This is a genomic window from Arthrobacter sp. StoSoilB22 (genome assembly GCF_019977315.1).
Lineage (GTDB): Bacteria > Actinomycetota > Actinomycetes > Actinomycetales > Micrococcaceae > Arthrobacter.
The window spans coordinates 2925894-2940536 of the sequence record NZ_AP024652.1 but is presented as its reverse complement, the minus strand read 5'-3'; the positions used below and the strand labels follow the sequence as shown (position 1 = coordinate 2940536).

The 14643-nt window shown below is 60.5% G+C and carries 9 protein-coding genes; 6 read left to right on the top strand and 3 right to left on the bottom strand.

Going from position 1 to position 14643, the window contains the following annotated elements:
• Window positions 1-31 precede the first annotated feature (31 nt).
• Window positions 32-619 carry a hypothetical protein gene (locus LDN70_RS13665; RefSeq protein WP_223940539.1) on the top strand — a complete coding sequence of 196 codons (588 nt, stop codon included), beginning with the start codon at window positions 32-34 and terminating at the stop codon, window positions 617-619.
• Here the strand turns inward: LDN70_RS13665 and LDN70_RS13660 are convergent.
• The gene (locus LDN70_RS13660; RefSeq protein ID WP_142938660.1) at window positions 616-837 is read right to left on the bottom strand and encodes a helix-turn-helix domain-containing protein; all 222 of its coding nucleotides are present in this window, start codon (window positions 835-837) and stop codon (window positions 616-618) included. The two genes, LDN70_RS13665 and LDN70_RS13660, sit on opposite strands and share 4 nt — an antisense overlap.
• Before the next feature lie 155 nt (window positions 838-992).
• On the opposite strand from LDN70_RS13660, the gene LDN70_RS13655 reads away from it, so the two are divergent.
• From LDN70_RS13655 to LDN70_RS13640, 4 genes are read left to right on the top strand one after another with little or no spacing between them, the layout of a single operon-like run.
• Window positions 993-1634 carry an SAF domain-containing protein gene (locus LDN70_RS13655; RefSeq protein WP_223940538.1) on the top strand — a complete coding sequence of 214 codons (642 nt, stop codon included), beginning with the start codon at window positions 993-995 and terminating at the stop codon, window positions 1632-1634.
• Window positions 1631-2944, top strand: coding sequence for a CpaE/TadZ family protein (locus LDN70_RS13650; RefSeq protein WP_166840135.1), 1314 nt, complete (start codon window positions 1631-1633; stop codon window positions 2942-2944). Before LDN70_RS13655 ends, LDN70_RS13650 begins: the two co-directional genes overlap by 4 nt.
• A 57-nt stretch (window positions 2945-3001) precedes the next feature.
• Window positions 3002-7858: an NAD-glutamate dehydrogenase gene (locus tag LDN70_RS13645; RefSeq protein WP_223940537.1), complete on the top strand. Its 4857-nt coding sequence runs from the start codon at window positions 3002-3004 to the stop codon at window positions 7856-7858.
• Between the two features lie 31 nt (window positions 7859-7889).
• Window positions 7890-9359, top strand: coding sequence for a sensor histidine kinase (locus tag LDN70_RS13640; protein ID WP_142938564.1), 1470 nt, complete (start codon window positions 7890-7892; stop codon window positions 9357-9359).
• Window positions 9360-9469: 110 nt separating this feature from the next.
• On the opposite strand, the gene LDN70_RS13635 is transcribed toward LDN70_RS13640, so the two are convergent.
• On the bottom strand, window positions 9470-9718 hold the full coding sequence (locus LDN70_RS13635) for a WhiB family transcriptional regulator (RefSeq protein ID WP_003804966.1): 249 nt from the start codon (window positions 9716-9718) through the stop codon (window positions 9470-9472).
• Between the two features lie 352 nt (window positions 9719-10070).
• Here LDN70_RS13635 and LDN70_RS13630 point away from each other — a divergent pair, with 352 nt between their 5' ends.
• Window positions 10071-10457 carry a hypothetical protein gene (locus tag LDN70_RS13630; RefSeq protein WP_208096048.1) on the top strand — a complete coding sequence of 129 codons (387 nt, stop codon included), beginning with the start codon at window positions 10071-10073 and terminating at the stop codon, window positions 10455-10457.
• A 38-nt stretch (window positions 10458-10495) separates the two neighbouring features.
• Here LDN70_RS13630 and LDN70_RS13625 read toward each other — a convergent pair whose 3' ends face one another.
• Window positions 10496-14632 carry a type VII secretion EssC family protein gene (locus LDN70_RS13625; protein ID WP_223940536.1) on the bottom strand — a complete coding sequence of 1379 codons (4137 nt, stop codon included), beginning with the start codon at window positions 14630-14632 and terminating at the stop codon, window positions 10496-10498.
• Window positions 14633-14643 lie beyond the last annotated feature (11 nt).

Below are 14643 nucleotides of genomic sequence, written 5' to 3'. Positions count from 1 at the left end.
GCACATCCTTCATGCAGCCTAGTCTGACCACATGAGATGGGACTCTCTCTTTAGCGATCTGGAAGCACAATTCTCGGCGGGGCGCGCCTTGGAAGCCGAACTCGAGATCACAGAGCGGGCAAGGGTTGAGCTGGCGGGCATCGAATTGGCTGACCGTCTGCGTGGGGCCTTCGGAGCGGACATCAAGGTCGTTCTGATTGACGGCAGGGTCCTACGAGGACGGTTGAGCCACGTGGGCGGCGAATGGCTGGTCTTGACGGAGCGAGCGCGGGAGTGGTTACTGCCCTATCCCTCCGTTGTGACATACGAAGGACTCGGCAGGGTAGCGCTGAAACCTGCGTCCCGGATACAGCAGTCGCTGGGCATCGCCTCAGCACTGAGGGCACTGGCACGCGATCGTGCCGAGCTGGTGGTTCATCTGAAAGTAGCGGCACGTGATGGATATGAGCTGCAAGGAGTAATAGACAGGGTCGGCCGGGACTACCTTGACCTTGCGGTGGTTCAGAACGGTGAATCGCGCCGGCCCGGCAGGGTGGCTGCGGTAATGACCATTCCCTTCAGTTCGTTGGCAGCGCTTTGCTCGGCGGGTAACCAGGACTTCAGGAGCGGCGGGGACTAAGACCGGTTGGTTTTGGCCTTGGCCTCTTCGATCATGCGGCCAGCTTCTGCATAGCGGTCTTCGATATATTGCTCCAACATCTTCTCTTCGATACGCCACTGTCCTCGGCCACCCACTTGAATGGCCTTCAGCTCGCCACTCCTAACCAGCGCGTAGGCCTGTGGCGAGTTGATTTGTAGTTGTTCTGCGACGTCCGCAAGAGTCAGGAATCGGGGCATGGCTTCATTTTGCCACCGTTGCTGATGTTTGGTGTAGTTATCCACAGTTTCGGCCCATTTGAGGCCGGTGGCCTTGGCTCCGCGAAAATGCGCCGGTAAGAATGAGGAGGCAGGTGCTTCCACCATGCCGTAACTCAAAGCGGGGAAGCAGGAAAATGGGAGAAAGTATCGGCGTGGCCGCGAGGCTAAGGAAACCATCATGGAAAGATCCGCGGCTTCTTATCGGTCTTTTGCTGGTCCTGGGGTCCGTCGCAGGCGTCATTGCCTTGGTGGGCACCGCAGACAGGACAACCCAGGTCTTCGCCGCCCGGGAAGACATCGCGATAGGTCAGGTGGTCACGGAGGCGGACCTCTCCATTGTCAAAGTTCGTTTGGATGACGTTGAGGCCGGCTACATCACTGTGGAACAAGGGCTTGCGGAGAGCAGCGTGGCACTGCAGCGGATGGCAAAGAACCAGTTGATCCCTCGGGCAAGCCTGGGAGTCGCCGATGCGTTGGACCGCAAACCTGTAGCGATTGCCTTGGAGGAAGAACTCCCCCCGCAGGCCGTTCCAGGCGCCAGGGTGGACGTGTGGGTCTCCATGCCGGGTGCAAGCAGCGCTTTTGACGCGCCGGAGATGCTCCTGCCGAGCGCAGAAATTGCCGCGGTGACTCCTGGGAGTACTACGTTGGGCTCGGCCAGAACAACTGTGGTGATGGTGCTGGTGACGGATGAACAAATGCCGAAATTGTTGGGCGCCCAGGCGAACAGGGCCAAGGTCTCCGTCGTGTGGAACCCCACGGGCGTTGTTCGATGAGCATTCCTGTAGTGACCGTCGGCTCCGCTCAGGAAGCTGTAGTGGGCGGGTTGGAGCGCCTCCGCGGTCCCGTAACGGTTGTGCGCCGTTGTTCGGAGCTTGCTGAGCTTATTGCTGCTTGCCAAAGCGGCCTCGCGGTTGCCGCCGTCGTAGCGGAGGGCTGCGAGGAACTCACCACCACGCTGGTTGATCGTCTTGGGGCGGTGGGTGTCTCAATCATCGCCCTGACGGACGATCCAGCCGAGGCCAAACGTCTGCACTCCATAGGTGCCTTACCGGCTATGACGGGCATCGAAGCCGGTGACTTGGCGGCCAAAATATCTGAGGCCGTTGGCAGGGGGAGCCGGCAAAGCCTGCCTGCCTCCGCCCGAGACACCGGATTTGCCGATCCTGGGGCAGAGCTGCGCTCGATGCCGGAATCGGACCGCAGGGATGAAGAGACTCCGCAGGGAGGCGGCCGGATCATTGCCGTGTGGGGGCCGATCGGCGCCCCCGGAAGGACGTTCCTTGCTGCCAACATCGCGGCGGAGTTGGCCGCGGAAGGCAAATCAGTCCTTCTGGTGGATGCGGACAGCTACGGCGCAAGCATGTCGGCGGTGCTCGGCCTTCTGGAGGAGTCGGCTGGTTTTGCCCAGGCTTGCCGACTGGCGGACCAGGGACTGCTGGATGGTCAAGCCCTCAGGGCGGTGGCGATTCCTGTCTTCACCAAGGGAGGAACTTTTAGGGTGCTGACGGGTACAACCAGAGCGGATCGATGGACCGAACTCAGGGCGGGAGCCGTCGCGATGGTTCTGGATGCGGCGCGGCAACTAGCGGATCATGTTGTGGTGGACACAGGTTTCTGCCTTGAATCAGACGAAGAGCTTAGCTTCGACACTATGGCTCCGCGTCGGAATGCCGCCACCCTGCGGAGCTTGGAAATGGCTGATGTTGTGTTTGCCGTTGGTTCCGCCGACGCGATTGGAGTGCCACGTTTGGTACGGGGACTGGCGGAGCTTGAGGCTGCGGTCCCGGAGGTATCTCCCCGGGTCGTGTTGAACAAGGTGAAGCGCTCGGCAGTTGGCCATTCGCCCCGGCAACAACTGAACGATGCGTGGGACCGATACGGCCCCGGAGTGGGCGTGGACGCCTACCTTCCCGCTGACCCCGTGGCATGTGACGCGGCTTTACTCACGGGTTCAGTATTACTGGAAGTAGCACCCGACTCGCCCCTGCGAAAGGCCATAGTAGGGCTGGTCTGTGCACCTGTCCAGCAAAAACAGGATTCCTTTGGCCGAACTATCAGAGCTTTGCGTCTGCCAAAGCGCTAGGCTCGCCATGTGGGCTGCAGAGTCGCAGCAATCAACATGTGATGGAGGCGTTTGTCGATGTCGTCAGGATCCAGCGTGGAGGATCGGTCCGATGCAGCAGTTGTCCGTGAAGGGTTCTTCGGTGACTACTATGAACACCTTGCAGAGGAGGATTCACGTGCGTATTCGCCCGAACTCTTGATTGCGCGGGCTACAAAGCACAGGGACATCGCCCAGTCCCGTCTACCTGGGAATGCAGTCGTCAAAATCGCCGGTGAGCCCGAGCGAAGTGTCGTTTACATCGTCACTGACGATATGCCGTTTCTGGTCGACTCCGTCAATGCAGAGCTTGTTCGCCAGAACTGCGCCATCCGGCTGGTCATGCACCCTCTGTTCGTGGTCACCCGTGATCGCAAATCCGGCGAGCTCACCAGTATCTCCAGGGTCCCCTCCAATGTCGGCATTTCCAGTGGCGACACCGCAGCACTCCCCAGCGTGGCCCATCTGCTGGGCGATGGCGATAACGCTTCCCACATGGAGTCATGGATCGCGGTTGAAATTGACCGGATAGGTGACGACGCGCGGGAAGAATTGATCGCAGGGCTCCAACGTGTCCTCGGCGACGTCAGGGCGGCAGTGGAGGACTGGCCCAAGATGCGCAGCAAGGCGCTCGAGCTGGCCGAGGCATTGGGTGGCGTGACGCACCCCGAGCAAGTGGCTGAGCTCAGGCAGGCACAAGACCTTTTGCGTTGGCTGGACAACGGAAACTTCACGTTCCTGGGCTACCGCGAATACGACCTTGTGGATGAAAACGGTGAGGACGTTCTTCAGCTCCGGGAAGACAGCGGCCTGGGCCTCCTGCGTGCCGGAGACACCACGCGTCAAGTCCAGCACCTCACGGATGCGGGCCGGAAGCGTGCAAGGGAAAAGCGTGCTTTGGTGATCACCAAGGCCAATTCGCGCTCCACTGTGCACCGACCCGCCTATCTCGACTACATCGGCGTCAAGAGCTTTGATGCGTTGGGCAACGTCAACGGGGAACGCCGCTTCATCGGCCTCTTCGCCACGAGTGCATACACCGGATCCGTGCGCAGCATCCCGATTGTTCGGGACAAGGTGGACGCTGTTCTTCGTAACGCCGGCTTCCCCATTGACTCCCACTCCGGCAAGGACCTTCTGGGAATCCTCGAAACGTATCCCCGCGACGAACTCTTCCAGATCGAGATTCCGGACCTTGCCTCCACGGCCACCGGAATTCAACGGCTCCAGGAACGCCGGCGGACCAAGCTGTTCTTGCGCCCGGACATTTACGGCCGCTTCATGTCCGCAGTGGTCTACCTGCCTCGTGACCGTTACACCACCAGTGTTCGTCTCCGAATCGAGCAGGAGCTTCGCGAAACGTTCCATGCCGAGAGCATCGACTACGAGGCCCGGATCACTGAATCTGCCTTGGCCCGTGTTTTCTTCAGGATCAGGTTGCCCCGCACAGCTGAACTGGCGGAAGTGGACGTAAAAGAGTTGGAACAACGTCTGATGCGCGCCTCCAGATCGTGGAGTGAAGGTATCTCAGAGGTTCTCCGCGAGCACAGGTCTTCGGCGGATGCCGACGTTTTGTCAGCACTCTGGGCCGAGGCATTCCCTGCAGGCTACCGTGTTGACTACGAAGTGGAAGACGCTCTTGAGGACATTGAGCGCTTCGAGAAATATGGAGCGGAGGCAGAGCGGGCAGGCCGGGTAACCAAGCAGATCAGGCCTGGCGTCCATGTGTATCTCCCTGAGGGCGCCGGTGAGGCCTTGGAAGAGGATGCCCGCGTCAAGCTCTACTTGATGGAGCCCAAGAGCCTCAGCCAGATCCTTCCCTACTTCCACAATCTCGGCCTTGAGGTCCTGGATGAGCGGCCCTTCGAGATTGAGACCTCGGATCACCGCGACTTCTTCCTGTACGATCTCGGACTCAAGTACCCCGTGGGTGTAGACCCGTTGGCCACGGGAGATCTCCTGAGCGATTCCTTCGGCGCAGCCATCACCGGCGCTGTCGAGTCGGACAACTTCGATCGGCTGGTACTCCGCGAAGGAATCCACTGGCGTCAAGTGGTGGTGCTCCGCGCCTACGCCAAATACATGCGGCAGATGGGCAACACCAACTCCTTTGGGTTCATCGCCGATACGCTGCTTGGCAATCCTGATGTTGCGCGGGGGCTCAACGAACTCTTCTCCGCGCGGTTCGATCCCACAGTTGCTGAAGAGCAGCGGCCCGAGCGCCAAGCTGCAGCCCGGGCAGCCCTTGCGGAGTCGATTGAGCAGGTGGCCACGTTGGATGCCGATCGCGTCCTGCGAACTTTCGTGAACCTTATTGAGGCGACTCTGCGGACCAATTACTACCAGAACAAGGAATACCTCAGCTTTAAGCTGGACCCCACATCGATCGATGGTCTTCCTTTCCCGCGCCCGATGTACGAGATCTGGGTCTACTCACCGAGAGTTGAAGGCGTGCACCTGCGGTTTGGAAAGGTAGCCCGCGGTGGCCTTCGCTGGTCCGACCGTCGGGAGGACTTCCGGACGGAGATTCTGGGACTCGTCAAGGCTCAGACCGTCAAGAATGCCGTCATCGTCCCCACAGGTGCCAAGGGTGGCTTCTTCGCCAAGAAGCTTCCCAACCCGGCCGCGGACAGGGCAGCTTGGATGGCCGAGGGAATCGAGAGCTACAAGACTTTCATTCGAGGCCTGTTGGACATTACGGACAACCTCGTTACATCAGCAGACGGCGAAAGGCTCGTGCCGCCGTCGGACGTTGTCCGGCACGACGGCGACGATTCCTACCTCGTGGTGGCAGCAGACAAGGGCACGGCAACGTTCTCCGACACCGCTAACGGATTGGCGGCCGAATACGGATTCTGGCTTGGTGACGCGTTTGCCTCGGGCGGGTCGGTGGGCTACGACCACAAGGCTATGGGCATCACCGCGCGCGGGGCGTGGGAATCAGTCAAGAGGCATTTCAGCGAGCTTGACCTCGACACCCAGACCGAGGAATTCACAGTAGTTGGCGTCGGCGACATGTCCGGTGACGTCTTCGGCAATGGCATGCTGCTTTCCCGCCATATCCGGCTGCTCGCCGCCTTTGACCACCGCCACATTTTCCTTGATCCCGCACCTGATGCGTCCTCATCGTTTGACGAGCGCCAAAGGCTCTTCGAACTGCCCCGGTCTTCCTGGGACGACTATGACCGGTCGCTGATCAGCGAAGGCGGCGGCGTTTACCCCCGTCAGGCCAAGACCATCCCGGTCTCGGAGCAGGTACGCAAGGCGTTGGGTCTGCCCGAAGGAACGACGCAGCTAAGCCCGCCGGAGCTTCTCCGCGCGATTTTGCTGGCGCCGGCTGACCTTCTCTACAACGGTGGTATCGGCACTTACGTCAAGGCCAGCACTGAAACGCATGCTGCCGTGGGCGACAAAGCAAATGACGCTATCCGCGTGGACGGCCGGGATCTGAGGGTCAAGGTTGTTGGCGAAGGTGGAAACCTGGGCCTGACGCAAAGGGGCCGCATCGAAGCCGCATTGCAAGGCGTCATCCTGAATACTGACGCAATCGATAACTCTGCCGGCGTGGACTGCTCCGACCATGAGGTCAATATCAAGATCTTCGTTGACCGGATGGTAGCGGCCGGCAAGCTTGACGCGGCGGAAAGGGCCGGCTTCCTGGCCGATATGACCGATGAGGTGGGACGGCTTGTCCTGCAAGACAACATTGACCAGAACATTTTGCTTCTGAACGACCGCACACGGGTCGCGGACTGGAGCCCAAGCTACGAGCGGCTCATGGACTGGCTGGAGAAGTCCGCCGATCTCAAGCGCGATCTGGAAGCACTTCCCACCACAGAGACTCTCCGGTCCAGGCTGGAACAGGGGCAGGGTCTTACGTCTCCCGAACTTGCGGTCCTGGCCGCATACGCAAAGATCGAACTGGCTGCAGCGTTGCGGGATAGCAACCTTGCCGATGATCCGTGGTTTGCGGACACTATTCGTAACTATTTCCCGAAACAGCTGCGGGAGAAATTCGACGCTGAGCTGGATACGCACCCGCTGCGGCGCGAGATCATCGCCACAGTAGTTGCCAACGACATCATCAACCTGGGCGGCATCACATTCGCTTTCCGGGCCATTGAGGAAACCTCGGCCAACGAGGTAGCCGTTGCCAAAGCCTTCGTTGCGCTGCGTGAAATCTACGATCTTGATCCGATGGTGGCCGAGCTGAATGCGCTTCCCGCATCATTCCCGACTGAACACTGGAGTGAAGTCCATTTGGACATCCGGCGGTTGCTGGACCGGGCAGTGCGTTGGGTGCTGGGGCAAGGGATGGCGTCGCAGCCTATTTCGGACGTAGTGGAATCCTTCAAGCCCTTGTTGGCCCCACTGAGGGCCAAGCTTCTGGACTACCTTCGGGGTGAGGACAAGGTCCGCATTTCGGGCTGGTTGGACAAAGCCCGTGGCTGGGAACTTCCGGACCACCTCGCGAAAAGGTGGGCGGAGTTGTTCGAAAGTTACGCGCTTTTGGACATCGCGCGAATCGCCGAGACCGGAAGCGAAGGCGTCGAGGATGTAGCGCACGTTTACTACACGGTGTTCAACCGCTTCCACGTGGATTCACTTCTGGAACGCATCAGTTCCCTGCCCCGCGATGACCGCTGGCAGGCCCTGGCACGGGCAGCCCTTCGCGACGACTTGTACTCCACAGTGGCTGACATGACGACGTCGGTCCTTGAGTCGACGGAGTCCGGCACCGTGGCTGAAGAACGCCTTAAGGCCTGGGAAGGGCAAAATGCTGAGCAGCTGGCACGCGCCAAGACCATGTTTGACGAGGTCAACGCGCTGGAAGCCGACGACATGGCCTCACTGTCGGTAGCATTAAGGCTCTTGAGGTCAATCGTTCGACGCTAGGGTCAGTCCCGGCGTCGCAAATGGAGGTGCAGTGGCAATCTTTACAGACCCCATCAGGGAACACGCTGATTTCGGGCCTGGGGATGCCGAATGGCTGCACCTCCTCGTCGGCGACTGGCAAATGGTCGCTGACTTGGCTTTCGCGGACCTCGCTTTGTGGTTTCCGCACCCGGAATTTGGCTACATCGCCCTCGCCCACGTCCGTCCGTCGACATCGCATACGGTGTTCCACGCGGACTTCGTGGGTGAGGGCATACGCTCGGATCTGCGCCCCCTAGTGGATAAGGCGTGGAACAGCCGGTCGATTGAACGTTCCAGCGAAACGAGTTGGAGCAGCGAGATGGCACTCCGGGTAGAGGCTGTGCCGATGGTGCGCAACGGCCGGACTCTGGCGGTTGTGACATCGCATATGGACTTGTCCAGTTCACGCATGCCATCGAGGCTGGAACTCACCTATCGCCAGTGCGCCTATGACCTCCTGCGGATGGGTACGTTGGGACTATGGCCCGACTTTGCCTCCCCAACGGGCTCGCGTCGCGGAGCACCTCGAGTCGGCGACGGCCTCATCCGACTCGACGCCGAAGGCATCGTCCAATACGCCAGCCCCAATGGCGTTTCCGCTTTCCGTCGACTCGGCGAAGTTGAGTCCTTGGAAGGCCGTTCTTTGGCGGAGGTGACGGCCGGCCTTCTGAAGGATCGGCGCATGGTGGATGAAACGCTGCCCTTGGTGGTCACGGGGCGCATGCCTTGGCGCAGCGAAATTGAGTCCAGGGGTGTCAGCCTTTCACTCCGAGCCATCCCTTTGCGCGATGAGCAGCACCGCTTCGGAGCCCTTGTCCTGTGCCGCGACGTCTCTGAATTGCGTCGCAGGGAAATGGAACTTGTTACCAAGGACGCCACGATCCGGGAAATCCATCACAGGGTCAAGAACAATCTTCAGACGGTGGCAGCCCTTCTGCGAATGCAATCACGGCGAATGGTCAGCGACGAAGCCAAGCAGGGCCTCGAGCAAGCGATGAGGCGCGTAGCCACCATTGCCCTCGTTCATGAAACTCTTTCTCAGGGGCTGACGCAGAGCGTCGACTTCGACGAACTGATCGGGCGCCAGTTCCGGCTTTCTGCGGAAGTAGCCTCCCCGTCCCAACAGGTGCGGACGGAACGCTCAGGAATGTTCGGCGAATTGCCCAGCGATTTCGCCACTCCGCTGGCTTTGGTCATCAACGAACTGGTCACCAACGCTGTTGAGCACGGACTCGAGGGGCGGACAGGAACCGTATGGCTCCTGGCCGACAGGGCAGAAGGGGACGGAGACGACGAATTCCTGACTGTGACTATTGCAGACGACGGCGTTGGACTGCCTGACGGCCAATACACCGAGGGTCTGGGCTTGCAGATTGTTCGCACACTCGTGACAAGCGAACTTGGAGGGTCCATCCAGTGGATCCCGCGCGAAGGGGGCGGAACCGCCGTCGAAATCGTCCTCAACCTTGCCAGGGCTTAGCCCCCGGGGGCAGGAGACTGACTCCCGGGGGCGGGAGTCAACGAGAAGCGCGAATAAGCCAACGAAAAGGCCGCGGACCAAACGGTCCGCGGCCTTTTTCGGTCCGTGGGTTAGGAAGCGCGACGTGCGCGTGCAGCGCGGCGCTTGAGCGCGCGTCGTTCGTCTTCACTCATGCCGCCCCAAACACCGGCGTCCTGTCCGGACTCCAAGGCCCACTGAAGGCAAGTGTCCACAACGGGGCAGCGGCGGCAGACGCTCTTGGCTTCCTCGATCTGCAGAAGTGCTGGTCCCGTGTTGCCGACTGGGAAGAAGAGCTCCGGGTCCTTGTCGAGGCAGGCTGCGCGATTACGCCAATCCATGCTGATCAGTCACTCCATTCGTGAGAACTAGAAGGGCCTTTTGTGAAAACATTCACGAGAGGCTCCAAAGGAAAGGGGCCCGCATGGGCCCCCTTGGTCGTCTGAGTCAAGCGTTTCATGTTAACGCCTTGTAAACAAGGGGTGTTAGTGGTCGAAATGCTCGGAATCCGTGAGCGATGCATCACATCAGCCGCCAGTGCCCTCACTGCTAGATGACTATGTCCGGTAGTGTGCCAGTGTGTCAAGACCTCCCGAAAGCCCAGCCCAGCCCGTGTCCGGCCCGGACGGTAGCGATGATTCCGGCGCGACCGGGAACAACGCTTCAAGCTCATCTGGCGTAGCTCGACCGCCGTTGGGAATTGTGATCATTTCAGTGGTTGTACTGCTCGAAGCACTAGCTCTCCTCGGTGCCGCCGCATGGTACGCATATGAACTGCTGCGTGGTGCTCCTGTACTGACTTTTTGGGGGGCAGTTTTCACTCTAGGGCTTTTGCTGGCCTTCTCCGTCTGGTTATTCGCCGTAGGCCACTTCCTCTACCGTGGCTATAGGTGGACGCGGGCGGCTGCGCTCGTGGCCCAGTTGTTTGTCCTCACCATCGGCTTTCCCACCATGACCGGCGGGCTGGTGTGGCAGGGACTGGCAATGTTGCTCCCGGCACTGGCTGCGATCGTCTTCCTATTTCAGAAGGATGTTGTGGCTTATGCCTCACGGACCGGGGGAGCGTCCGCGGCACTGTGATGACCGGCGGTCCCTTCCGGTGCGGCGTGCTTACGGCTTCAATGGATTTTGCCAGACGGCGGAAAACCTGAAGTGAAGACGCCCTGAAAGGGGATTATCTGCTGCCCGTTGACCAGAAACCCGCGCCCTGGACGCCCGGCGCGATCGGCCTCAAGCCGGACGCCAAGGAGATCTCCGTCGTGGGGTGTCCCGGGCGCCAACACCAATCCCATGCTGGAAGCCTGCGCTTCCTTAGCGAACGGCAGATGTAAAAGCAGGGACGGCCCAGGTGTCGCTGTCATGATGATGCCGTGGACTTTTCCGACCAAGCCAGCCAAAGCCTGGCGCCCTTGGGCATCCAGTGTCTCCGCGTCGTCCACCAGCAGAATGCTGTTGGCGGAAAAGCTACCCGCTGCAGCCTTGCGCGCGACCGAAAGCCAAAAAGTCCCAGCCGTCGACGCGTCCGGCGGGTATACCCACGGAAACGAAGGGTTGAGAGCAAGCAGTGACGCCAAGGTGGAGCTCTTTCCAGATCGTGGCGTGCCAAGGATAGTGCTGACCCCATTTTCGCGGAGAGGCATGGACACAGGGTCGGCTTCATTTCCGCCGACGCCGATCCATAGCGGGCCCTGCAAATGACCGTAGGCGGCTTGTGCGCTCTCCGGGCGGGCTATAGCCGCGACGCCGAATCCGCCCGGCACTTCCCGTGCGCGTAAGGCGGCCACTAGGGCCTGAAGGTCCCTGACGTGAAGAAGGTCGGGGAGTGGTCGCACCCTAAAAGGCGGTTCGGAAGGCTCGAGATCATCGAACGGCCAGCGCCCGTTGGACGGAGCCCCGCGAAACTGAGCCACGGTTCCGTCTTCTTTGGCAAACTTTCCCATGACGACGGCCCTCCCGGGATGTGATTGCACATCCGGGAGCCGCGGCCAGTGGAACCGCGACTCTTCGGTGGATCCCAAAGGGAAATACGCGCGGTTCTGTATTGCAGCAAAAAAGCGCGAGCTGACAAGTTCCCTTTCCCCTGAAATGAGAACAGTGACGCCAAGGGAACCACCGTCCCTGACGATGTCCTGCAGGATTCCTTCTGCGTATCCGAAGGGCCCGCTCCGGATTGCTGCAGCCCACGAGCACCAACCGGCCACGATCAAGACCAAGGGTGAATTGCCTGCCTCGAAGACACCAGCGCTTCGTCGACGTTCCATTTCTTCGGCCAGGCGTTTCAAGACCCGCGTGGCCAAGGGCAATTGGTGCAGGCCCACCACGGCGCCAATCCGGCCCTCAGCACCAAGGTGCCCAAGCGCGCCCGTCGCATCAAGGATATAGACGTAGGGTTGGGGTCTCCGGGTAGCAAGCATCGCGGACGCAGCGATGAAAGACTCCCGCATGCCACTGGAGTCGCTGCCTATCATTGCCAGATGTCCGTCTTCGGAAGGCGACCACACCAGCGGTTCCACAACTTGGTGCAGTGGCCTATCGATCATCGCCAAGGGGCCGACTGTCCAACGGTCCTGCTCATCGGACCCATCTCCTTCATCAACAAGAAGCTGTTCGTGCCACGGAATTGATGTGGTCAGTGGCGCCGCAATCGGACGCCGGGGGAAGGGTTCGCCTAGTACCCGCCAAGCCTCGCGGACTATTGAGACGACCCCATCGGGACCGGTATTCGGGGGAGAGCCTTGCTCATTGGCCGCATACCGCACGTCGGAATGCTGTAAGGCCCGCGAAGCCGATTGCACGGCCTGCTGCGAACCATTAGGTCCTGCGCCGGATGCTTCACCGTCGGGGGAGAACGCGAGAGAGGCTGTCTGGAATTCTTCGGGGCTACTCGAAGCTTTGGCAAGGTATGCCCGCCCCGGAGTCTCTACCCGTATGGAGGCGGCGGCCTTCGTATTGATGATGTCCATGGACTCTGCTTCCGTTTGCACTCGCATGGCTATGCTGGACGTCACATTTGCCCGGATATCTGCGGTGAGTGCTCCCTGCGGCCTCTGCGTAGCCATCACTAAGTGAATGCCCAGTGACCGCCCGATAGTCGCGATACGCATTAACTCACGGAGTGTGTTTGGGGTCTCGTCCACCAGGACCCGGAATTCATCAATCACGAGGACCAGATACGGGATATTTGGGTCGGTGACGGAGCCCGCTTGCCGATACTGGGCAAGATCAGACACGTTGGCGGCAGCGAACAGCTCCTCGCGGTACCGGATCTCTCCGCGCAGTGAAACAAGAGCGCGATCCACATGGTGCCTGCTGAGGTCTGTCAGGAGCCCGACGCAGTGCGGAAGCCGAGCAAGTGGTTGCAGTCCCGACCCGCCCTTGAAATCCAGGAACAGGAAAGTTGTGTGATCCGGAGAATGGCTCAACGCGATGGAAGACACCAGCGTCCTCAGGAGCTCGGATTTACCTGCGCCGGTGGTTCCGGCAACCAGAAGGTGGGGGCCGTCGAGCCTGAAGTCAAAGGTCACTGGGCCGCTGTTACCTTTACCCAGCGTCGCGATTGGCCCGTTTCGCCCGGACGTCTCGGTCCATTTACGAAGTACCCTGCGTTGCCCGTGGGGAAGCAACTCAGCCAATGAACACTCCTCCGGAATCACTGCGCCCTGCCCCGGGTCTTCAGCGAGGGACGTGGCGGAGGACTTACGGCAGAACCTGTCGAAAACTTGCGCTGACACCAGGTCCGGTACAAACGATCGGCGCTCGCCATCCGTCTCCACATAGCCGGCACTTCCCGAGGGTGAAATTTCAACCACCACCGCCGAACGTTGTAACGAAACGCAGCAATGTAGCACCTGCCACCCGGAGGATCGTGCGGCTTTCAGGAGGGATGACCATAATTCCGCGTCATCAGGTAGAAAATCATCGACCACGAAGAGCCTGCCGCCCATCTTCCCGCTTCCGCGGTGCAGGGCGGCAAGGACGGTTTCCGGGCTGATTGCCAGCGTAACGCGGGGGAGAAACCGGGCACTCAGTGGCAACCTTCCCGCTCGTCCAAAAACAACGACAGGCGTTTCCGCGGCAGCGGGGAAACTGGCTAGCTGCATCAATAGGAAACGAAGCAAGCCATCTGTATGGTCCGGCTGTCCGCACAGCGCCACTTCGGGATACCTGGGGTCCAACGTTATCGCCGCCGCCCCAATGGTGGGCTGCCGAAAGTCTGGATCATCAGGAGTCAGTCGAATGTTTGCCACTGTTTGAGTGACTCCGATACGAAGCCATACATCAGGCCCATGTGCGTGGGATTCTGCCGCCGAAGCCGCAGGCCGGGTGACGGCTGGATCTCTTGTGGCAGGTTCCATTGCCAGTTGTTCCACAGGGGAGGGGTGATGAACTGCCAAAACCAACTCGGCGGCCGATGGCGAGCATCGGTGTCGGCGTTCAATGTCGTCCTGGACGGCGCGCGATATGGCCAGTTTGCCGGCCAGCCGCCCTTTCCGCCCTGCGATCAACGGGACGAGAATGCTCATTGCTGAAATGGCGGTGAACCCCAAATACATCCACATCCCCGTAGCCAGGGAGAGGCCGATTCCCGCTACCAAGGGCAGGCCGGCAGCCAAGGCCATGGCCCGGCGATTTCCTTGGCGGCGGGTATGGCGTACTTCCAGCGGTTCTTCAATCGACAGCCCTGCGTCGACGGATATAGGTGGGTAAGAACCGCCGTCCATGGCGACTGTGAAGGTGGAGTTGCCACATCGCACCGTTGATGAGGAAGAGAGCAAAGTGCGATTGGTGGACCGATCGTCCACGAACACCGGATTCGCACCGCTTACCGCCCTCACCGCGAGAGCTGTACTGGATACTTCCAAAATGGCGTGTTCCCTGGACATCGCGGGATCAGACACAGGAATGTCCGGCGACGCCCTTCCGATTCGGTATCGGCCACGGTGAATCCGGAAGATGGAACCCGCTCCGGGGCCTGTGTGGGTAAGCAGCATCAGGGACCTAAACAGGATCCTCCCTCCTCGATGAGGCGGAGCATCATCCACAAGGACGGCCCCTGTGATGAGAGGCGGTTGTCCCACCGTCAGAGAGCTAAGGAGGCGTCCGCCGACGGACAGGACGCCTGTCCCACGCGCGTCGGTGAGAAGTTGCTGCACCCGCGTACCGGATGCGCCCACCGGGACGGCGATGCTTAGTTCTTCAGGCTCCGCCGTTTCAGCAGCACCAGGGGCGCGTACCAAGGTGCACTCCAAGGCCATGGCTCTCCCTC

What these genes read in the sequence shown, in the direction of transcription:
- LDN70_RS13665 (WP_223940539.1), top strand. Translation starts at nt 32, where the DNA reads ATGAGATGGGACTCTCTCTTTAGCGATCTGGAAGCACAATTCTCGGCG.
- LDN70_RS13660 (WP_142938660.1), bottom strand. Translation starts at nt 837, where the DNA reads ATGCCCCGATTCCTGACTCTTGCGGACGTCGCAGAACAACTACAAATC.
- LDN70_RS13655 (WP_223940538.1), top strand. Translation starts at nt 993, where the DNA reads ATGGGAGAAAGTATCGGCGTGGCCGCGAGGCTAAGGAAACCATCATGG.
- LDN70_RS13650 (WP_166840135.1), top strand. Translation starts at nt 1,631, where the DNA reads ATGAGCATTCCTGTAGTGACCGTCGGCTCCGCTCAGGAAGCTGTAGTG.
- LDN70_RS13645 (WP_223940537.1), top strand. Translation starts at nt 3,002, where the DNA reads ATGTCGTCAGGATCCAGCGTGGAGGATCGGTCCGATGCAGCAGTTGTC.
- LDN70_RS13635 (WP_003804966.1), bottom strand. Translation starts at nt 9,718, where the DNA reads ATGGATTGGCGTAATCGCGCAGCCTGCCTCGACAAGGACCCGGAGCTC.
- LDN70_RS13625 (WP_223940536.1), bottom strand. Translation starts at nt 14,632, where the DNA reads ATGGCCTTGGAGTGCACCTTGGTACGCGCCCCTGGTGCTGCTGAAACG.